The organism is Geomonas agri (assembly GCF_020179605.1).
Lineage (GTDB): Bacteria > Desulfobacterota > Desulfuromonadia > Geobacterales > Geobacteraceae > Geomonas > Geomonas agri.
In genome coordinates this window covers 230,210-249,390 of record NZ_JAINZO010000001.1, presented here as the reverse complement: position 1 = coordinate 249,390, position 19,181 = coordinate 230,210, and the positions used below count along the sequence as shown (strand labels likewise).

16 protein-coding genes are annotated in these 19,181 nt (G+C 64.7%); 7 read left to right on the top strand and 9 right to left on the bottom strand.

What is annotated here, in order from left to right; genetic code table 11:
- Positions 1 to 12: 12 nt before the first annotated feature.
- Genes K7R21_RS01135 through K7R21_RS01115 form a run of 5 tightly spaced genes read left to right on the top strand, consistent with a single transcriptional unit; the run spans position 13 to position 4,476 of the window.
- Positions 13 to 468, top strand: coding sequence for a FixH family protein (locus tag K7R21_RS01135; RefSeq protein WP_224981401.1), 456 nt, complete (start codon positions 13 to 15; stop codon positions 466 to 468).
- On the top strand, positions 465 to 2,885 hold the full coding sequence (locus tag K7R21_RS01130; protein ID WP_224981400.1) for a heavy metal translocating P-type ATPase: 2,421 nt from the start codon (positions 465 to 467) through the stop codon (positions 2,883 to 2,885). The genes K7R21_RS01135 and K7R21_RS01130 overlap by 4 nt, the downstream gene beginning before the upstream one ends.
- Positions 2,878 to 3,147, top strand: a complete 270-nt coding sequence (gene ccoS / locus K7R21_RS01125) for a cbb3-type cytochrome oxidase assembly protein CcoS (RefSeq protein WP_224981399.1) — start codon at positions 2,878 to 2,880, stop codon at positions 3,145 to 3,147. The genes K7R21_RS01130 and ccoS overlap by 8 nt, the downstream gene beginning before the upstream one ends.
- 20 nt (positions 3,148 to 3,167) lie before the next feature.
- Positions 3,168 to 3,842, top strand: coding sequence for a sulfite exporter TauE/SafE family protein (locus K7R21_RS01120; RefSeq protein ID WP_224981398.1), 675 nt, complete (start codon positions 3,168 to 3,170; stop codon positions 3,840 to 3,842).
- A 52-nt stretch (positions 3,843 to 3,894) separates the two neighbouring features.
- Positions 3,895 to 4,476 (top strand): cob(I)yrinic acid a,c-diamide adenosyltransferase, encoded by a 582-nt coding sequence (locus K7R21_RS01115; RefSeq protein WP_224981397.1) that lies wholly within the window; start codon positions 3,895 to 3,897, stop codon positions 4,474 to 4,476.
- On the opposite strand, the gene K7R21_RS01110 is transcribed toward K7R21_RS01115, so the two are convergent.
- Both K7R21_RS01110 and K7R21_RS01105 read right to left on the bottom strand, forming a co-directional pair.
- Positions 4,470 to 5,435 carry a diguanylate cyclase gene (locus tag K7R21_RS01110; protein ID WP_224981396.1) on the bottom strand — a complete coding sequence of 322 codons (966 nt, stop codon included), beginning with the start codon at positions 5,433 to 5,435 and terminating at the stop codon, positions 4,470 to 4,472. The two genes, K7R21_RS01115 and K7R21_RS01110, sit on opposite strands and share 7 nt — an antisense overlap.
- Complete coding sequence (locus K7R21_RS01105; protein ID WP_224981395.1) at positions 5,432 to 9,097, bottom strand: PAS domain S-box protein; 3,666 nt, start codon at positions 9,095 to 9,097, stop codon at positions 5,432 to 5,434. Before K7R21_RS01105 ends, K7R21_RS01110 begins: the two co-directional genes overlap by 4 nt.
- Before the next feature lie 248 nt (positions 9,098 to 9,345).
- Here K7R21_RS01105 and K7R21_RS01100 point away from each other — a divergent pair, with 248 nt between their 5' ends.
- Positions 9,346 to 10,722, top strand: a complete 1,377-nt coding sequence (locus K7R21_RS01100) for a 4Fe-4S dicluster domain-containing protein (protein WP_224981394.1) — start codon at positions 9,346 to 9,348, stop codon at positions 10,720 to 10,722.
- 46 nt (positions 10,723 to 10,768) lie between these two features.
- Complete coding sequence (locus tag K7R21_RS01095) at positions 10,769 to 11,197, top strand: FKBP-type peptidyl-prolyl cis-trans isomerase (RefSeq protein ID WP_224981392.1); 429 nt, start codon at positions 10,769 to 10,771, stop codon at positions 11,195 to 11,197.
- Between the two features lie 16 nt (positions 11,198 to 11,213).
- Here the strand turns inward: K7R21_RS01095 and K7R21_RS01090 are convergent, their stop codons facing one another.
- The 7 genes from K7R21_RS01090 to K7R21_RS01060 all read right to left on the bottom strand — a co-directional run bounded on the left by K7R21_RS01090 (position 11,214) and on the right by K7R21_RS01060 (position 19,138).
- The gene (locus tag K7R21_RS01090) at positions 11,214 to 11,831 is read right to left on the bottom strand and encodes a LysE family translocator (RefSeq protein ID WP_224981389.1); all 618 of its coding nucleotides are present in this window, start codon (positions 11,829 to 11,831) and stop codon (positions 11,214 to 11,216) included.
- A gap of 17 nt (positions 11,832 to 11,848) precedes the next feature.
- On the bottom strand, positions 11,849 to 13,183 hold the full coding sequence (locus K7R21_RS01085) for an MFS transporter (protein ID WP_224981388.1): 1,335 nt from the start codon (positions 13,181 to 13,183) through the stop codon (positions 11,849 to 11,851).
- A gap of 3 nt (positions 13,184 to 13,186) precedes the next feature.
- The gene (locus K7R21_RS01080; RefSeq protein WP_224981386.1) at positions 13,187 to 13,729 is read right to left on the bottom strand and encodes a surface-adhesin E family protein; all 543 of its coding nucleotides are present in this window, start codon (positions 13,727 to 13,729) and stop codon (positions 13,187 to 13,189) included.
- A 34-nt stretch (positions 13,730 to 13,763) separates the two neighbouring features.
- Positions 13,764 to 14,465 (bottom strand): aspartate/glutamate racemase family protein, encoded by a 702-nt coding sequence (locus tag K7R21_RS01075; RefSeq protein ID WP_224981384.1) that lies wholly within the window; start codon positions 14,463 to 14,465, stop codon positions 13,764 to 13,766.
- Between the two features lie 34 nt (positions 14,466 to 14,499).
- Positions 14,500 to 16,689 carry an SF1B family DNA helicase RecD2 gene (gene recD2 / locus K7R21_RS01070; protein ID WP_224981383.1) on the bottom strand — a complete coding sequence of 730 codons (2,190 nt, stop codon included), beginning with the start codon at positions 16,687 to 16,689 and terminating at the stop codon, positions 14,500 to 14,502.
- A gap of 84 nt (positions 16,690 to 16,773) precedes the next feature.
- Complete coding sequence (locus K7R21_RS01065) at positions 16,774 to 17,484, bottom strand: general secretion pathway protein GspB (protein WP_224981381.1); 711 nt, start codon at positions 17,482 to 17,484, stop codon at positions 16,774 to 16,776.
- Position 17,485: 1 nt separating this feature from the next.
- Complete coding sequence (locus tag K7R21_RS01060) at positions 17,486 to 19,138, bottom strand: AAA family ATPase (RefSeq protein WP_224981379.1); 1,653 nt, start codon at positions 19,136 to 19,138, stop codon at positions 17,486 to 17,488.
- Positions 19,139 to 19,181 lie beyond the last annotated feature (43 nt).

Sequence of the window (19,181 nt, the reverse complement as noted above, 5' to 3'; positions counted from 1 at the left end):
AAGGAAAGATCCATGCAAAAACCGTCAACAAAATCCCCCTCCCGCTGGCAACTCGCCATCGTGCTCATGGTGGCCACCTTCCTGCTCGGCATGGGGACCACCATGTTCATCTCCATCGAGCGTGGCAGCGGCGTCACTGACCCGGACTACTACCAGCACGGGCTCAACTACGCCAAGGGCAAGAACGGCGCCTACAACGAGGGGCTGGACTGGGGCATGTCCGCCTCACTCGCCGGCAGCGACCTGCAGGTCCGGGTGCATGACGAGAAGGGCGCGCCGGTCACCGGCGGCAGGCTCCTGTTCCAGACCAGGCACGGCAACGAGAAAGAGGTGCTGACCCTGGCGGAAACGTCCCCCGGCGTCTTCGTCGCCCCCTGGCCGGCCTCCGGGCGGGGCGAGTTGCGCGGCGAACTCCTGTTCACCAGGGGAGAGTCGGTGGCCTCCCAGAAAGTGGTGTTCTTCAATTGAGAGTCCCCCTGGCCCCCTGCTTCCACTGCGGCGGCGACATCCCGCCGGGCATGCTGGTCGAGGAGCGCACGCCCGATGCGGTGCTCTCCTTTTGCTGCCACGGCTGTCACGGTGCCTACCTCCTCATCAGCGGATCGGGACTGTACGATTATTACCGCCGGCGCGACTGGCAGGAAACGGGGCTCATCCCGCAGGCCTTCAAGGGTGAGTACCGGGATAGTTACCTGTCCCGCTTCGTCCATACGGCGGCCGAGGGGAGTGTCGTCGACATCATCATCGACGGTATTCGCTGCGCCTCCTGCGTCTGGCTCAACGAAAAGATCATCGGCGCCATTCCCGGCGTGCTCGACGCACGGGTCAACTACGCCACCGGCCGGGCCCGGGTCCGCTTCGATCCGGAGCGGATCACCCCTGCCGCCATCTTCAACCGCATCGACCAGATCGGCTACGTGCCGCGCCCCTACACCGAGGACGCCGCGCGCCAGGCGGGACAGCGGGTACAGAAGGACCTCCTGGTCCGGTTCGGCACCGCCTTCTTCCTCACCATGCAGCTCATGGCCTACGCATTCGCCCTCTACGCGGGATACTTCCAGGGCATCGAGCCGCAGATGAAGGCGTACCTGCAGCTCTTCTCGCTGCTGGTCACCACGCCAGTGGTCTTCTACTGCGGTTGGCCCTTCCTCACCGGGGCCTGGCGCGGCGTCTGCAACGGCGCCCCCAACATGGAGCTCTTGATCGCCATCGGCACCCTCTCCTCGTACGGCTACAGCGTCTACGCGACTTTTACCGGCGGCGAGGTCTACTACGAAACCGCCGCCATGATCGTCACGCTGATCCTCGCCGGCAGGCTCTTGGAAAACGGTGCCAAGAGGCGCGCCTCCAGCGGCATCGGGAGGCTTTTGGAACTCTGCTCGGGACAGGCACAGCGCTTCGTCGGGGAGCAACTGGAGACGGTAGAGCCCACGGAGCTGAACCCGGGAGACCTGATCCTGGTGGCACCGGGGGAGCGTTTTCCCGTGGACGGAACGGTGCTGGAGGGGAGCAGCGACGTGGACGAATCGGCGGCCACGGGTGAACCGCTGCCGCAGGTGAAAAAGGTGGGAGACCAGGTCATCGCCGGGAGCTGCAACCTCTCCGGCGCGCTACGGGTGCACTGCCTCAGGAAGACCGGGGACAGCTTCATCGCCCGGGTGGCGCAGCTGGTGGAAGAAGCGCAGAGCCGGCGCGCCCCGATCCAGGCCATCGCGGACCGGGTCAGCGCCTACTTTGTTCCCGCCGTGCTCACCCTCGCCGTGGCCACCTTCTGCTGGCACTACAGCCAAGGGAGATCGATAGGCGCGAGCCTCATGGTGGCGCTGGCGGTGCTGGTGATTGCCTGCCCCTGCGCGCTGGGCCTGGCTACCCCCACCGCAATTTTGGCCGGCACCGGAGCCGCCGCGGCGCTGGGCGTGATCTTCAAGGGGGGCGACGTGCTGGAACGCTTGAGCCGCGTTAGCATCGCGGTCTTCGACAAGACCGGCACCCTCACCCGTGGCGCCCCCATGCTGGTCGACATCCAGGCCAATGCAGGGATGACGCCACGCCAGGTGCTCTTCCTGGCTGCCGCGGTGGAATGCGGTTCGCTGCACCCCATCGCCAAAGCGGTGCGCGACTACGCCGCCCGGCACGATATCGAGTATCCCACCGGCACCGAGCTGGTGACGCTGGCCGGCGCGGGGGTCACGGGCCGGGTGGCGAGCGAAACGGTGGCACTGGGGAGCGTATCGTTCCTGGAGCGCCTGGGGGTCACGGGCATCCCCGCCGAGCTGGAATCGCCGGAGGGAGGGATGCTGGTCGGCGTGGCGCACAAGGGGCGGTACTGCGGCACCCTCACCTTCAAGGACCGGATGAGGGACGACGCCCCGGGCATGGTCTCTTACTTCCGGCGCAAGAACATCGACACCTTGCTCTTGAGCGGCGACCGCCAGGAGTGCACCGACAAGGTCGCCAAGAGCGCTGGGGTGGCCCGCGGCATCGGCTCGCTCTCGCCGGCGGACAAGACCAGGGAGATCGCGAGTCTTCAGGCGCAGGGGGCAACAGTACTGATGGTGGGTGACGGCATCAACGACGCCCCGGCCCTTTCCGCCGCCGACGTCGGTTGTGCCGTGGCCGGCGGGACTGACATCGCCCTGGAGACCTCGGACCTGGTCCTCGCCAAGCCCGACCTGGGACGCCTCTCGCTGGCGCACCGGATGGCGCTGCGCACCATGGCCGTGGTCCGGCAGAACCTGGTCTGGGCCTTTCTCTACAACCTGATCGGGATCCCGCTCGCCATGACCGGGCGCCTGACCCCGATCTACGCAGCCGCCGCCATGGCGCTTAGTTCCGTGTGCGTGGTCGGCAACTCGCTTAGGCTCATGAGGACACCGGATGAATAATTCCCTTTTCGCACTGATCGGTCTCTCGTTCTTCCTGGGCTGCGGCTGCTGGCTCTTCTTCCTGTGGGGGGTGCAAAAGGGTGAATTCAGCGACCTGGAGCGCCCCAAGCACAGGATGCTGGACGACGACGAGAGCTCCATTGCCCCCCGTGTCGAGGCTAGCCCCGACCCGCCCGTCCCCGCTCCCGAGGGACACGACCTCCCCCTGCAGCACCACCATCCGGAGACCCCGCAGGCGGTGAAGGCGGTGCCGCACCGATAACACCTGTACAGGAGACCGCTATGCTACAGATCTGGTTGGCGTTCGTGGCCGGCTTGGCCGGCAGCTTCCACTGCATCGGGATGTGCGGCGGCATCGTGGCCGCCATCTCCCTCAAGGACAAGGAAGGCCCCCTCCGGGGGAGGCTCCAGTCCCAGCTCTTCTACAACACCGGCCGCATCGTCACCTACACGCTGCTGGGGGCGCTGGCCGGGCTGATCGGCTCGTCGCTCAATCTGATGGCCATGAAGATGGTGTTCCGCTGGTTCATGGTGGGGGCAAACGTCATGGTGATCATGGTGGGGCTCTCCTCGGCCCTGGGGCTGAGCGTCTTCAACCTCTCCACCCTCGAAGGGAGCGGCGCGCGCTTTCTCACCGCGCCCATGCGCCGCGCCCTCGCCACTCCCTCGCCGCTGGCGTCCCTGCCGCTGGGGCTGATGCTCGGGCTGCTCCCCTGCGGCCTGGTCTACGCGCCCTTGCTGGTCGCCGCCGGGACCGGGAGCCCGGTGACCGGCGCCGCCACCATGGCCGCCATGGGGCTGGGTACCGTGCCGGTGATGCTCGGCTTCGGCACCGCGTCGAGCGCCGTCTCCGGCGCACTGAGAAACGCGATGCTGCGCGCCGCCGGCGTCTCCATCGCCCTCATGGGGGTGGCCGGTCTGTGGCGCGTCATCGGCAAGATGGCGGCGCACCATTGATCTTCCCCCCGCTCCCGGAGTTATAATTAAACGAACCAGGGGAGTCCATATCATGAAAAACCAGGGAAGCCCGCCGCTGCGGATACATAAGCTGGAACCGAAGGTGAAACAGGGACTGACCGTCGTCATCACCGGTCACGGCAAGGGGAAGACCACCTCCGCGCTGGGCATGGCGCTACGCGCCTGCGGGCACGGCATGAAGGTCTGCATCATCCAGTTCATGAAGGGAGACCTGTACGCGGGGGAATGGGACGGGGTGAAGCTTTTGGGGGGCCAGGTGGAACTGCACACCACCGGCAAGGGGTTCTGCGGCATCCTGGGCAACCCGTATCCCAGGAGCGAACACCGGGCCAACGCGCAGGACGCGGTGCGGCTTGCCCTGGAAAAGATCGATGGCGGCGCCTTTGACATGGTGATCCTGGACGAGATCAACAACGCCCTGCAACTGCAGCTGGTCGACCTGGAACAGGTACTGGAGATCCTGTCCCACAAGCCGCCGCTCATGCATCTCGTGCTCACCGGGCGCGACGCCCATCCCATGGTGGTGGAACTCGCCGACACCGTGAGCGAGGTTGTGGAAGTGAAGCACGCGTACCGCAAGGAAATCGAGCCGCAGCCAGGAGTGGACTATTGATCGAAGACGGTCACCCGGTTCCGTCCCGCCGTCTTGGAACGGTACAGGGCCTCGTCAGCGGCCGTGATGAACCACTCCTGGTCTTGCTCCCGGGTTACCAGCGCTCCGGCCACGCCCAGGCTCATGGTAACCATGTTGAACTCGGAGTGGGCGTGCGGCAGTGCCTGGGCCAATAGTTCCAGCCGTAACCGCTCGGCCAGGTGCCCGGCCAACTCCCCGCTGGTGTCCGGCAGGATGACGGCGAACTCCTCGCCGCCGTAGCGCGCCACCACCTCCCCCGCCCGCTTGAAACTCTTCCTGAGCAGTTTCCCCACCAGTTGCAGGCACTTGTCACCGGCGAAGTGGCCGTAGAGGTCGTTGAACTTCTTGAAGTGGTCGATATCGCACATGATGAGCGACAGGTTGCGCCCGTTGCGCGCGGCGCGCTGGATCTCCGAGCGCAGGGACTCGTCGAAGTGGCGCCGGTTGGCCACACCGGTCAGGCCGTCCTGGCGCGCCAGTTCCTCCAGTTCCCGATTCTTCCAGGCCAGCTCCGTGCTGAGCTTTTCCAGCAGGTCTCCCCTGCGCTTGAGCTCCAGGTGGTTGCGCACCCGCGCCACCACGATAGCAGGGCGGATCGGCTTGGTGAGATAGTCGATGGCCCCCTCTTCCAGCCCCTTGGTCTCGTCCTCGTCGTTGCCCATCGCGGTCACGAACACCACCGGGATGTGTGACGTCACCGGGTCCTGCTTCAGGGCGCGGCAGACCTCGTAGCCGTCCATGTCCGGCATCATGATGTCCAAAAGCACCAAGTCCGGCGCATGCTCCCGCACCATGCGGATGCCATCGGCACCGCTCTTAGCGAAGAGGACATCGAACTCTCCCTTGAGGATCTGGTACAGGATCTCGATGTTGGCCGTGGTGTCGTCAACAATCAGGATCTTGCCTCTTCCCGCTTCTCCCGCTCCCTCGACGTTCATGTCCTTAGCTCCAGGTTTTCCATGATTTCCCGCAAGATGGCGCCGGCGTCCCCGAAATCAAGCGCCTGCAGCGTGGCGTCCAGCCGCTCCGGCAGTTCCCCCGCCAGCAGGGGGCGCATCTCTTCCCACACCGACAAGGCCGCCATGTTCTGGCTCGCCAGCAGGCGGGCCAGGGTGCGCGCCAGGGCTGCCACCTGCTCAGGATCCTCGCACTCCATGCGCACCGACGTTGTTCCCGCCGTCCCTGCCGTGTCCCCCCCGGTCAGTTGCTCGATCGAGGTCATCACCTCCTCCAGCTTTTCGGCGAACCGCTCCAGGGTCTCGTGAACCTGGCTCGCGTCGTCTCCCAGCAGGGCAAGCTCCAGCGAGGCCGCAGCGCTGCTGAGCCAGATGGCACCCAGGTTCCCCGCGCTCCCCTTCACCGTGTGAATCAGTCGCCGGGCCTCTTTCAGGTCACCCACGCCGGCGGCCGCGGCGATGCGCGGCACCAGCTCCAGGTTATCGCGATGGAAGGTCACCAGCAGCTTCTTGAGGAGCCTGCCGTCCTTGATGCGCGCCTTAGCCCGCAGCAGCTCCAGTCCGGGTACGTGATCGGGCAGTTCCTCGCCGGCCGGCAGCGGCTCCGGTTCCGGGGACTCCGCTTCCCCTGGCAACGTCCCCACCCAGCGCCTCAGGGTGGCGAACAGCCCCGGCACGTTGATCGGTTTGTCTACTTGGTCGTTCATGCCCGCCTCGCGGCAGAGCAGGCGTTCCCCCGGCAGCGCGCTGGCGGTCATGGCAATGATGGGAAGCCGCTCCAGCGCAGGGTCGAGCCGCATGCGCCGGGTCGCCTCCAGGCCGTCCATGACCGGCATGTGCACGTCCATGAGCACGGCATGGTACTGCGCCCCCGGGGCGTGCACCATGGAAAGCGCCTCGGCGCCGTTACGGGCCACAGCCACCGTAACGCCGCCCCGCTCCAGGATGAACCGGGCTACCTCCTGGTTGATCGGGTTGTCCTCCACCAAAAGGACCCGGATGCCGGGAGCGCCCAGGGAGCCATCTCCACCGGCTGACGTCTCGGCAAGCGGGGCCTGCCCCCCCTCGCCCAGCCCGAACCGGGCCATGAAGCTGAAGGTGCTGCCGCACCCCGGCTCGCTCTCCACCCACACCTGCCCTTCCATGAGCTGCACCAGTTCCCGGCAGATGGCGAGCCCCAGCCCGGTGCCGCCATAGCGGCGCGTGGTGGAGTTGTCGGCCTGGGTGAAGGGAGTGAACAGTCCCTCCCGCTGCTTCGCATCCATGCCGATACCCGTGTCCGCGATCGAGAAGCGCAGCGTGGCGCCTGACTCTTCCACTGCCACGAGCGCCACCGCCACCTCGACCTTCCCTTTATCGGTGAACTTAATGGCATTGCCGGTGAGGTTCAACAGCACCTGCCCGAGCCGGAGCGGGTCCCCCACCAGCAGTTCCGGGATGTCGGCGCCGGCGGTCACGGTGAACTCGATCTCCTTGTCCCTGATGATCGCCCCCACCACGTTCCGCAGATCGGAGAGTACCTGCTCCAGCCGGAACGGGATGCGCTCCAACTCCATCTTGCCCGCCTCGATCTTGGAGAAGTCGAGGATGTCGTTGATGACCCGCAGCAGCACCCCGGAAGCGCTCTGCGCCTTGTCCAGGTAATCCTTCTGCTGTTCGGAGAGTTCGGTTTGCCGCAAAAGGTACAGCATGCCCAGCGCCGCGTTCATAGGGGTGCGGATCTCGTGGCTCATATTGGCCAGGAACTCGCTCTTGGCACGGGTGGCCGCCTCGGCCGCCTCGGTGGCGCGACGCAGTTCCTTTTCCGCCCGCCTTCTTTCCGTGATGTCGAAGAAGGTCACCACCCCTCCCACCAGCTCCCCCCCCTGTAGTTGGGGATACGACCAGTATTCGACAGCGAAGCTGGTGCCGTCTGCACGCCAGAACACCTGATCATTGTTGTGCAGCCCCTGCTCCCCGCGCAGCACGCGGTAGAGTGGACACTCCTGCACCGGGTTGGGTGTGCCGTCGGGTGAGGTATGGTGGATGAGCAGGTGCATGTTCTTGCCCAGCAGCTCTTCGGTGCCGGAGTAGCCAAGCAGGGTGGCGCAGGCGCGATTGGCGAAGGTGCAGTTGCCGAGGAGGTCCATGCCGAAGATCGCCTCGGCCGTCGATTCCAGCAGGAGCCTGATCCGCTCGTCGCTTCTTATCAGGGCCTCCTCGGCGCGCTTCCTCTCGGTGATGTCCTCCTTCACCGCGACGAAGTTCCTGATCTCGCCGCTATCGTCGGTGACCGAGGAGATCAAGGCGCTCTCCCAGTAGAGGTCGCCGTTTTTGCGCCGGTTGCGCATCTCGCCGCGCCACTTGCAGCCAGAGAGGACGGTCTGCCACATCTCGGTGTAGAACTCCCTGGGGTGATATCCCGATTTCACGATCCTCGGGTTCTGCCCCAGCACCTCCTCGGCGCTGTAACCGGTCACCCTGGTGAAATGGGGGTTGACGTACTCAATGCGGCCGTCTCGGTCGGTGACCATCACCGTCACCGGAGCCTGATCGATCGCCAGGCGCAGTTCGCGCGCCGATTCCTTCTGCCGACGTAACTCAGCGATCATGCGGTTGAAAGCGTCCGCCAGGGTGCCGATTTCATCGCCAGTCCGGATCACCACCGGCTCCAGTTCCTGATCCTGGTCCGTGATCCCCTCAACGTGGTGGATGAAGGTCAAAAGCGGTGCGGTCAGCCGTCTCATGAACAACAGGCAGACCAGGACGCTCCCGACCAGTGCCGCGACCAAACCGCATCCCAGGAGCACCTTAGCCTCCCGCACCGGCGCATAGGCCTCGGTGAGGGGGAAGGTGGAGGCGAGGATCCACCCCGTGCTTTTCAGCCGCTTGAAGGCGCCCACCGCGCGGAGGCCGCGCAAGGTAATCATCTCCCCGGCTCCCTCGTACCCGGCCACAGCCTCATCCAGAATGCGGTTGCCCGCCGTCGTGGGGATGCGCTTCAGGATGCGCTCCTGGTCCGGATGGGTGATGATGACGCGCGCCCTGTTGAAAACGTAGAGGTAGCCGTTTTTGCCCACCCGGGCGTGAGCGAGCTTGCCGAGGAGGTTGTCCTTGTACAGGTCGATCATGCCGCCGATCATCCCCAGTATCTCGCCCTTGACGTCCAGCACCGGGACGATGAAGGCAACGGTGGGGTGGCCGTGCTGCTGGGTAGTAATGAATGGTTCCGAAATAACCGTTTTTTTACTGCGGGCAGCCTCCCGGTAATAATCACGGAAGGAATAGTCGCGGCCGATGAGCCGCTTTTCCAGCGGATTCACTGCCAGGAGCTTCCCTTTGGCGTCAAAGATGAAGATGTCGCTGTCGAAGAGGGCCAAGGCCTCGGGGCGCTGCTCCAGGAAACGCTGCGCCAGGGTCTGGCTGGTGAAGAGGCCGGGGGGAATAGCCTTGGCGAGGGCCTCAAGCTGGAGTTGGGTCATGCGCATCTTGCTGTCGATCTCTCCGGCCATGGAGCTGACCATGGAGAACTGCTGCTCCGACACGGTCTCCTGGTACTGCTTCTCTAAAAACCACGCCGCGCATAGCGTCATGACGGAGAGCACCAGCGCCACCAGTAGGGACACCATGAGGCTCATCTTGGTTGTCAGGCTCAGGTTCTTCATGGTTACAGAGCGCTCCTCGCCGGCACGCGGACCAATAACAACGGCTGGGGCCTTCGGGCCGTGCACCGCCTCGGTCACTTTTTTCCTTTTCGGTCCCAAGGGGGAGATCTTTAATTAGTCGAGTCAGGAATAACGAAGGTAACATGGCGTAAAGCCTCGTGGATCCCGGCCCCTTTTGGGAGGTTGCCTGCCGTTCACGCCCTGCTATACTGACACGTTGTCTTTTTTTAATAAAAAGGAGACCCGCCGTGCCCGAACAGAGAGCAAACAACGGCTACCACCGCCTGATGCGGCGGGTGAACCTGTTCCCGCAGGGAGCTCCCGATTCCGATCTCCTGCTCAGGATCTTCTCGCTTTTGTGCAGCGAGCAGGAGGCGGCCCTGATGAGCCAGTTGCCTTTGCGCCCGTTTTCGGCGACCAAGGCGGCCAGGGTCTGGAACCTCCCTCTCCAGGAGACGCACGCCCTACTGGAGAGGCTCGCCTCGCGCTCGCTGCTGCTCGACATCGAGCGTGGCGGCAGGATGGTCTACATCCTCCCCCCCCCGATGGCGGGGTTCTTCGAGTTCTCGCTGATGCGGCTGCGCCCGGACCTGGACCAGAAAGAGTTATCACGCCTATTTTTCCACTACATCAACGTCGAGGAAGCCTTCATCCGCGACCTCTTCGCCGGCGGCGAGACCTCGCTGGGGCGGGTACTGGTGAACGAGGAGGCCATCCCCGATGAGAAGGCGTGCCAGGTACTCGACTACGAACGGGCCAGCGAGGTGATCAAGAGCGCGAGCCACATCGCCGTCGGGCTCTGCTACTGCCGGCAGAAGATGGTGCACGTCGGGCGCGGCTGCGATGCGCCCCTGGACATCTGCCTGACCTTGAACCTGGCGGCGCAGTCACTGTTGCGGCGCGGCGTGGCGCGTCGGGTGGAGAGCGCCGAGGGGCTCGACCTCTTGCAACAGGCGCGCGACCTTAACCTGGTGCAGTGCGCCGATAACGTGCAGCAGCAGGTCAACTTCATCTGCAACTGCTGCCGCTGCTGCTGCGAGGGGCTGATTGCGACGCGCAGACTGGCCATCCCCAACGCCATGTACAGCACCAATTTCGTGCAGGTGACGGCACCCCACCGCTGCACCGGCTGCGGCAGATGCGCCGCCGTCTGCCCGGTGGACGCGATCACCATGGACGCCGAAGAAAGACAGCCCCCCCTCCCTGGCCCTCCCCCTCCGGGGGAGGGGATATCCGGCGTACAGCTCCTCCACCCGGAGGGGGGAGGTTGCAAGGGGGGAGCGCTTAAGGCGCGGGCCGCCACTGACTTCTGCCTGGGGTGCGGAATATGCGTACGCACCTGCCCCGCCGGCGCCATCCGGCTCACCAGCCGGGCCAGACGGGTCCTGACGCCGGTCAACACCGCTCACCGCCTGGTGCTGATGGCGATCGAGCGCGGCAAGCTGCAAAACCTCATCTTTGATAACCAGGCCTACCTGAGCCACCGCGCGATGGCGGCCATCCTCGGGGCCATCCTCAAACTGCCGCCGGTCAAGAGGATCATGGCCCGCGAGCAGCTGAAGTCCCGGTACCTGGCACGGCTGCTGGAACACGTCGAGGTGGATCGTTTCTCGGGGTACGAGTAAGGAGTCCCGGCGGCAGGAAACGACATCGAACCAACGGAGGTGACAGATGCCAACGGTAAAATACGGCAGTACCGTGCAGGTACATTACACGGCGCTACGCAACAACGGGGAAGTCGTCGAATCGACGGCGGGTGGAGACCCGATGCGGGTGACGGTGGGTGCGGGCAAGGTGATGCGGGGTCTGGAAGAGGCACTGGAGGGGATGTCGGCCGGAGAATCCAAGCGGGTCACCGTGCCGCCGGACAAGGCGTACGGGCGCCGCGACCCATCGGCTGTCTCCCGGTTCTCGCGCGACTCGGCCGCCCCCATTGGCGGCAGCGCGACGGAAATGCAGCACGAGGTGGTGAACCAGGGGACCACGGACGAATTCAGCATCGTCACCACGGATCGAGTAGTCAACTTGGACCGCAACCCGCATCTGGCCGGCGAAGAGATCGTGCTGCAGGTCGACGTGGTAGCGATAGAGAACACCTGAGCGGGAACGCCCCGATCTACCAAATCCCCAGCAGTTTCACTCCCTCACGGAACAAGAGCAGTGCGAAGAAAGTCAGCAGCGCGCCGAGCAGGCGCATGATCCAGAGGTAGACCCCGCTCCCCATAAAGGCCCGCGATCTCCCGACCGCCAGGGCGAGGACGATTTTTGCGCCGATGAGGCAGAGGTAAAAGCTCCCGATGAAGGCGATAAAGGCGGCGGGACCGACTTTGAGCGAGCGGGTCAACAGCGGCGCGCCCACGGTGATCCAGAACAGGTAGGGGTGCGGGCTGAGGAAGTTAGTCAGCACGCCCTTCCTGAGTGACTTGGGAGGCTCCTTGGGGAGGTCGAGAGCGACCGGCTTGGCGCGCAGAGAGTGGTAGCCGGTGTAAAGGACGAAGAGGCCGCCGGCGAGTGACAGGACGCCGAGGATGCCGTGATAACCGGAGAGGTTCATCAACAGCAAGAGCGCCGCGGCGATGATGGGGAAATCGGTGATGATGGGGGAGAGCGCCACCCGCACACCGGACCTGGTGCCGTGGGTGAGCGTCTCGGAGATGACCAGCATCAGAAGCGGCCCCGGCGAGAACCCCGCCGAGCAACCAAGAACAAGTCCTGCAGTAAGAAAATCGATCATCTATAGTTCACTTCCCCTCATTCTTTCTCTTTAGGCAGCTGCGGCTGCTCAGCCGCAGTTTCCATGCCTTGGGCTACTTCCCTGATGATGCCCATACGGGCGTAGATGGGCCGGACCATCTGCCTGATGCGGGGGAGGTTCCTGGCGAAGACGAACGCCCCGGCGAGGCAGCAGCAGGCGCCGATCACCAACGTCACCCGCGGGCCGACCACCTTGGTCATGGCACCGGCGCCCAGGCTGCCAAAGGGGGCCATCCCCATGAAGGCCATGGTGAAGAAGCTCATCACCCTACCCCGCTTGTCCTCCTCCAGGATGGTCTGCAGGATCGTGTTACACGAGGCAACCAGGGTCATGGCGCCAAAGCCGGCCACGACCAGCGCAGCGAGGGAGAGCGCCATGCTGCTGGAAATGGCGAAGACGGCGACTCCGACGGAGAACAGGCAGGTGGAGAAGACAATGACCTTGCCCAGGCCCAGGACGGTGCCACGGGAGGCAAGGTAGATGGTGCCGACCAGGGCGCCGCAGCCGGCGGCGGTCATCAGGAAACCGAAGGTGTGGGCGCCGCCGTGCAGGATATCCTTGGCGAATACCGGGACCAGCACGGTGTACGGCATGCCGGTGAGGCTCATGAGGGCGACCAGCAGCAGGATGCTACGGATGGGGCCAAAGCCGAAAGCGTAGGAAAAACCCTCCTTGAGCTCGTGGTAGATATGGCGGCGGGGTGCCTCCTTTTCCGCGCGCGGCTCCATGCGCATGGCCGCCAGTGCCACGAGCACGGCGAGATAGCTGGCGCTGTTCAAGAGGAAGCAGATCCCTTCTCCCACCGTGGCGACCAGCAGTCCGGCGACGGTCGGGCCGACCAGGCGGGCGGCATTGACCATGGAGGAGTTGAGCGCGATGGCGTTGCCCAGGTCCTCGCGCTCGGTCACCATCTCGACCACGAACGACTGCCGCACCGGGATATCGAAGGCGTTCACCACGCCCAAAACCAGGCTAAGCACCACGATATGCCAGACCTGGACCATTCCGAGCATCACCGCCGCGGCCAAAAGCGCCGCCTGGACCATGGCTAGCGCCTGGGTCAGCATGAGCAGGCGGCGCCGGTTCCAGCGGTCGGCCAAGACGCCAGCCACCGGCGCGAAGATGAAGGTGGGCACCTGGCTGGTGAAGCCGACCACGCCCAGGAGCACCGCTGAATTGGTAAGCCGGTACACGAGCCAGCTCATGGCGACCTGCTGCATCCAGGTGCCCACCAGCGAAACGCTCTGCCCCGCCACGAAGAGGCGGTAGTTCCGGGAGCGCAGCGCCCGGAGCAGCACCTTGGCGCGGGATATGCCGGCGAGAGGGCTCATGGCTTACAGAGGGGTGCCTTCCTGGGGAGGCGACTCTCCTGGCACATCCCGGCTGGGAGCCTCCTCCTCGGACCCGTCATCCTCGAGGGTGCAGACGACGGCGGCGACCGTTTCGCCGAAACTGCCGGGGACGACGTCGCTCCACTGCTCGTCGTTGCCGTAGGAACTCACCGGGCTTCCCTTGGCGTCGTAGTAGTGCACCGACGAAACATTCATGGTCGCCTCGTTGCAGTTGATATTCCACTTTTCCTTGCTGTAGTAGCTTCCCTTGAGTGCCCCGGTGAGCGCCATGCGCCCTGCGTCTGTGTAGAGAAAGGCCACCCACGCCGAACGGATGTTGTTGTCGGCGTCAACGATCTGGGCGGAGCCCTTGACGCCGTAGACGCACATGCTGTCGCTGCAGTCCAGCTTCAACAGAGACGAATCGGCATCCCACTTTTCCTGCAATGTTTGCGAACTCGGCGCATCCTTGGCCGTCGTTTTCTTCTCTCCGGCGAACGAGGTCGAGGCAACGAGCACCAGCGCCAGGATCATCAGTCTCTTCATACTCCCCCCTATGCTCAATTCAGCCATGCTCCTTTTACCACGTCCTCCCTGCCCTGCAATAGCTCACCACACTTTCGACATGGATCGCGGTGGTATTGAGAAAGGTGATGTCGAAGTCGCCGTCTTTGAGTATCAGTGGCAGTTCGGTGCAGCCGAGGATGACGGCCTCCACCTGTTCGTTACCCACCAGGCGCGCGATGATGTCGATCAACCCTTTTCTCGTGTCGTCCTTGATGATGCCGAGTTCGATCTCGGTCATAAGCTTCTCGTGGATGTAGTTCTGGTCACTGGCAGAAGGCACCGCCACTGAGATTCCGGCCGCCGCGAAAGGAGGCGCAAAGAAGTTCTCTTCCATGGTGAACTTGGTCCCCAGAAGGCCGACCTTCTTTACCCCCAACTCCCTCGCCTTGTCGCAGGTGGCGGCGACAATGCTGATCAGCGGGATGGGCGACTTGGCCTGGACCTCGTCGAAGACGACGTGCGGCGTATTGGCGGTGATGATGGCGAAGTCGGCGCCCGCCTTGTGCAGCGCCCGCACCTTCTGCACCAGAAGGTACACGAGATGGTTCCACTCGCGCTTGGCGGCGAGATCCATAACCTCCTGCAGGCTCACGCTGTAGATCACCATCTCCGGGGCGGCGAGACTCCCCGGCACGCGGAACGCCTCGATGATGCGCTGGTAGTAATCGACGGTGGACTCAGGTCCCAGTCCCCCGATCATGCCGATGGTCTTCATCACGTCCTCCCCTCGATTGCGAAGTTCATGTCCGTCACGCCGGCGCGCTGCTGATCCTGCGCGCGAGGTCGGTCATCCTGCGCTGGGATTTGTTGGTGCGCACCGCCATGGCCAGCGCCTTGGCCTCGCCTATCACTACGACCAGCTTCTTGCCACGGGTCACCGCAGTGTAAATCAGGTTGCGCTCCAGCATGGTGTAGTGCTGCATGGAGAGCGGAATCACGACCGCGGTGTACTCGGAGCCCTGGCTCTTGTGGATGCTGGTGGCGTAGGCGAGGCTCACCTCGTCCAGTTCGCCGAACTGATATTCTACCAGCCGCTCGTCGAAATCAACGCTGACCGTCCCCTCTTCCTGGCGCACCTCCACAATCCGGCCGATGTCTCCATTGAAGACTTCCTTCTCGTAGTTGTTCACCGTCTGGATCACCTTGTCACCCGGCGCGAAGCCGGTGCCGAAGCGGGTCACCCGCGGTTCCGCCTTGCCATTCAGCACTCCCTGGAGTTCGGCGTTGAGCGAGGCGGTGCCGAGCCCGCCCCGGTTCATGGGGGTGAGCACCTGGATATCGCGCACAGGGTCGAAACCGAAACGCTTGGGGATGCGCTCCGTGATCACCTGGAGCAGCTTGCCGTGGATATCCTCGGCGGTGGCGGCGGGGATGAAGTAGAAGTCGGCCAGTTCCTTCCCCTCGTCCTGCAGCGGGAGCTCACCGCGGTTGATGCGGTGCGCGTTGACGATGATCTTCGAGCCAGCGGCCTGGCGGAAGATCTCGGTAAGGCGCACGGTGGCGACGGCACCGGAGTCGATGATGTCGGCGAGGACGCAGCCGGGGCCGACCGAGGGAAGCTGGTCCACATCCCCCACGATAATCAGTCCGGCGTGGTCCGGGACGGCGGGGAGGAGCTTGTGCATCAGCACCACGTCCACCATGGAGGCCTCGTCCATGACCAGGAGGTCGGTGGCGAGCGGGTTGTCCCGGTCGCGCTTGAAGCCGAAGCTCTGCGGGTCGAACTCCAGCAGGCGGTGAATGGTCTTGGCCTCAATCCCGGTCGACTCGGTTAACCGCTTGGCGGCCCGGCCGGTAGGGGCGCACAGGGTGACCTTCAGGTGCTGGGCGCGAATTATGGCGAGGATGCTGTTCACCAAAGTGGTTTTGCCGACACCGGGACCGCCGGTGACCACAACAACCTTGTTCTTCAGGGCGAGCCGGATCGCATCGCGCTGGGATTCTGAAAGCGTGATGCCGTTGTGGCTCTCGGCCCAGGGGATGGCTTCTTCGGCGACGACGCCGCCCCAGGGCGGGGCTCCGTTGGCGAGTCGTGCAATGCTGGCGGCGACGCCCACCTCGGCGCGATGCAGCGGCGTGAGGAACAGGCATGGGCGACCACCGATGGGTTCGGCAACCAGGTTCTGCTCCGCGATCTCGGCGTCGATGGCGGTTTCAATAACGGTTGAGGGGATGTCCAACAGGGAGGCGGCGCTCTGCACCAGGTCGGCCCGGGCGGCCGCGCAGTGGCCGCTGCCGGAGAGCTCCTGCAGCACGTGTCTGACGCCGGCCTGGGCCCGGATCAGCGAGTCGCGGGCGATGCCCAGGTTGGCCGCCAGCGCATCGGCGGTCTTGAAGCCGATCCCCTGGATGTCGAGGGCGAGCCGGTACGGGTTTTCGGTGACCTTGAAGATCGCCTCGTTGCCGTAGCACTTGTAGATGCGCACCGCCCGCGCGGTGCCCAGGCCGTTACTCTGCAAAAAGACCATGATCTCGCGGATCGCCTTCTGCTCCACCCACGCGCTCGCGACGGATTCCATGCGCTTGCGGCCGATGCCGGGGAGTTCCAGAAGCCGCTCCGGGCGGTTCTCGATGACATCGAAGACCTCCTCGCGGAAGGCCTGCACCAGCACCTTGGCAAAGTGGTGGCCGATGCCGTGCACCATGCCGGACCCGAGATATTTTTCGATCCCCTCCAGCGTGGTCGGGGGCACCACCTTCAGGTGCTCCGCCTTGAACTGCATACCGTGGGTGCGGTCGTTGTGCCAGGAGCCGGTGCATTCGAGGAACTCGCCAGGCGTCACCGTGGCGGCGCTCCCGGTCACCGTCACTAGGTCGCGGTGCCCGGCGACCTTCACCCGCAGCACGCAAAAGCCCGTCTCCTCGCTGTGGAAGGTAACCCTCTCCAACGAGCCGGCGATCCTTTCGACCGGGTGCTCAGCAGGTGATCTATCTTTCATCAGGCTCCCGGTGGTGCTAAGGAAAATTGGGAACAGGGATGGCGGGCCGAACGCTACCAGGGCTCAGGCCGGTGCATGTCAGGATTACCGGGACTGCAGGCCGGAGGAGAAGGGAACCTCGAAGACGCGGCCGCCGCGGGACAGCTTGACCTTGGTTTCCTTGATCTCGAGCACGCGCGCACCGCCAACTTCGGCACCCTCGCCGACAAGGATCCCGTTGAGGACCGCCCGCCTCATGCGTCGTTCATCCTGGTAGGCGATACCGGAGATGGTGATGTCCTGGGCGCTGCCTGCAACGGCGGCAGGTTCCTGGGCTGCCACATGCGGTGCGTCGGACGGTACGGACTGGGGCACGGCAGCGCGGGAGGCTTTGCGAGAGGGCTGCACAACCGGCGCAACTGCGGCCGGAGCTTGAGCCGCAACGACCGGCGCGACCGCGGGCGGAGCAGCCGGAACGGGTGCCGAAACCGTAGGCGTGGCCAGGACGGCGGCAACCGGGGGCGCCACGGGGGTCGGGGGTGCGGGCGGGGCCACCGGTACCGCGGCGACCGGGGCCAGGGAGGCAGGGGCTTGCGCCACCGGTTGCGGTGCCTGCCCCTTCAACAGGAACCCGGCTCCGACACCGGCCAAAAGCAGCACGACACCCGCGATAACCGCCACGGGATAGCGGCGCGGCTCCTTGGGCTGGGCCGCCAGGCGATAGCGCAGCACCTCGGGGCGCAGGTCCTGGCCGGTGCCGCGCCTGCTCCTGCGCTCCTGTTCCATCTTTCTCAAGGCATCAAGTATCAGGCTCATGTCACATCCGTCCCGTCTGTTTGCTGTCCGCGCCCTGCACCCGCGCCAGCCCCGGCGGGAAGTAGCCACCGGCCCGACGATACAGGAGCATGAGGGTCTGTGCCCCCACCTTCCCGTCCGCCGTCAACTGCTCCCGGCGCTGGAATTCAGCCAGCGCTGTCTTGGTGGTCTCGCTCGGCTTGCCGTCCACGGGGCCGTCGTAGCATCCCACCTGCTTGAGAAGCCCCTGCAGCGACTTGGTGGCGGCGGCCTTCTCCGCACCCTTGGGACGGGAGGCGATGCCGTGGAAGTCCTTCCAAAGGACGGTGGTCCCGCCGCTCCAGAGCTGCACCAATTCGGCGCGGGTGAGTTTGGTGTGACCGGCGACCGGCGGGACGACCTCGACCTCGTTCTTGTCCACACCCACCAGGGCCACCAGCCGCTCCGCGCCCCCCGGCAGCACGATGTGGAGCAGTGCGGGGGCGTCCAACCGCCCCAGGATTTCCAGATTGGCGGAAAACTTGGAGGGAACCAGGGTGCGCTGCTTGGCCAACGAGCGCAGGTTGGCAGGTTTTCCCGGCACCGGCTCCACTCGCGGCACCCGCCACGCATCCAGTACCGCGTTCACCGCCGCATAGAGATTGACCTGCTCCGGTTGAGCCGCGATCGCCTGGCGCGCGGCCTCCGCCGACCAGGGAGCCAGCTGTGCTCCCTCCTGCACCGCTTCCTTTACCTCGTTGCCCCCCTTCTTCTCACCAGGGAGGAGATGGAACGACACTACCGAGAACCCAACGATGATGACGACGCACAGCACCAGGGCCGCCGAGAGAGCCCGAACCTGCAATGCCCGCCTGCGGCGCGGCGCTTCCTTGCGCAAGTCGGCAATGGCGAGCGACGCCATAGCCGGGGTGACCTCCTTGCACTCGCGGGTGTAGGCGAGCAGCAAAGCGCGGTCGCAGACCCCGTTGATCAGGCGCGGCAGCCCTCCGGAGAACTTGAAGATACGCTTGAAGGCGCCAGGGGAGAACGTCAGCGGTTCCCTGCCGTCAGCGGCGAACCTGATCCGGTGCCGGATGTAGGCGCAGGTGTCCTCGAAGCACATCGGCTTCAGGTGGTAGCGCACCGTGATGCGCTGGTCGAGTTGGCGCAACTCGTCCCGGGCCAAGAGCGCATTCAATTCCGGCTGCCCGACCAGCACGATCTGGATCAGCTTGTCGCTCTCGGTCTCCAGGTTGGAGATAAGTCGCACGTGCTCCAGTACCTCCACCGAGAGGTTCTGGGCCTCGTCGATCACCAAGACCACCGTGTGACCGGCGCGGTTCTCCTCGAGGAGGTAAGCGTTGAGGGCCGCGTGCAGGTCGCGGATTTCGTTGCCTTCAGTGGGGAGGCCGAACTCTGCGTTTACCTCTTTCATGAAACCAAGGGGAGAGAGGATCGGGTTAAAAATCAGCGCTGTGCGGTGCGTTTCCGAGTCGAGCTGGTTCAAAAGAGTGCGCACGATGGTGGTCTTGCCGGTGCCCACCTCGCCGGAGAGTTCAATGAACCCGGCGCGGTTTTCAATGGCGAAGAGCAGGTGCGCGAAAGCCTCCTGGTGCGGAGCGCTCAGGAACAGGAAAGACGGGTTAGGAGTTAGTGCGAAAGGTGCTTCTTTGAAGCCAAAAGATTCCCAGTACATGTTTCCCCGATGTGCCCGTTCCGGGCGGGAGAAGGTTGGGTGA

Excerpts from the sequence above, each read along its gene's own strand:
- K7R21_RS01135 (WP_224981401.1), top strand. The coding sequence starts at position 13 with ATGCAAAAACCGTCAACAAAATCCCCCTCCCGCTGGCAACTCGCCATC.
- ccoS (WP_224981399.1), top strand. The coding sequence starts at position 2,878 with ATGAATAATTCCCTTTTCGCACTGATCGGTCTCTCGTTCTTCCTGGGC.
- K7R21_RS01120 (WP_224981398.1), top strand. The coding sequence starts at position 3,168 with ATGCTACAGATCTGGTTGGCGTTCGTGGCCGGCTTGGCCGGCAGCTTC.
- K7R21_RS01115 (WP_224981397.1), top strand. The coding sequence starts at position 3,895 with ATGAAAAACCAGGGAAGCCCGCCGCTGCGGATACATAAGCTGGAACCG.
- K7R21_RS01110 (WP_224981396.1), bottom strand. The coding sequence starts at position 5,435 with ATGAACGTCGAGGGAGCGGGAGAAGCGGGAAGAGGCAAGATCCTGATT.
- K7R21_RS01105 (WP_224981395.1), bottom strand. The coding sequence starts at position 9,097 with ATGAAGAACCTGAGCCTGACAACCAAGATGAGCCTCATGGTGTCCCTA.
- K7R21_RS01095 (WP_224981392.1), top strand. The coding sequence starts at position 10,769 with ATGCCAACGGTAAAATACGGCAGTACCGTGCAGGTACATTACACGGCG.
- K7R21_RS01090 (WP_224981389.1), bottom strand. The coding sequence starts at position 11,831 with ATGATCGATTTTCTTACTGCAGGACTTGTTCTTGGTTGCTCGGCGGGG.
- K7R21_RS01085 (WP_224981388.1), bottom strand. The coding sequence starts at position 13,183 with ATGAGCCCTCTCGCCGGCATATCCCGCGCCAAGGTGCTGCTCCGGGCG.
- K7R21_RS01080 (WP_224981386.1), bottom strand. The coding sequence starts at position 13,729 with ATGAAGAGACTGATGATCCTGGCGCTGGTGCTCGTTGCCTCGACCTCG.
- K7R21_RS01075 (WP_224981384.1), bottom strand. The coding sequence starts at position 14,465 with ATGAAGACCATCGGCATGATCGGGGGACTGGGACCTGAGTCCACCGTC.
- recD2 (WP_224981383.1), bottom strand. The coding sequence starts at position 16,689 with ATGAAAGATAGATCACCTGCTGAGCACCCGGTCGAAAGGATCGCCGGC.
- K7R21_RS01065 (WP_224981381.1), bottom strand. The coding sequence starts at position 17,484 with ATGAGCCTGATACTTGATGCCTTGAGAAAGATGGAACAGGAGCGCAGG.
- K7R21_RS01060 (WP_224981379.1), bottom strand. The coding sequence starts at position 19,138 with ATGTACTGGGAATCTTTTGGCTTCAAAGAAGCACCTTTCGCACTAACT.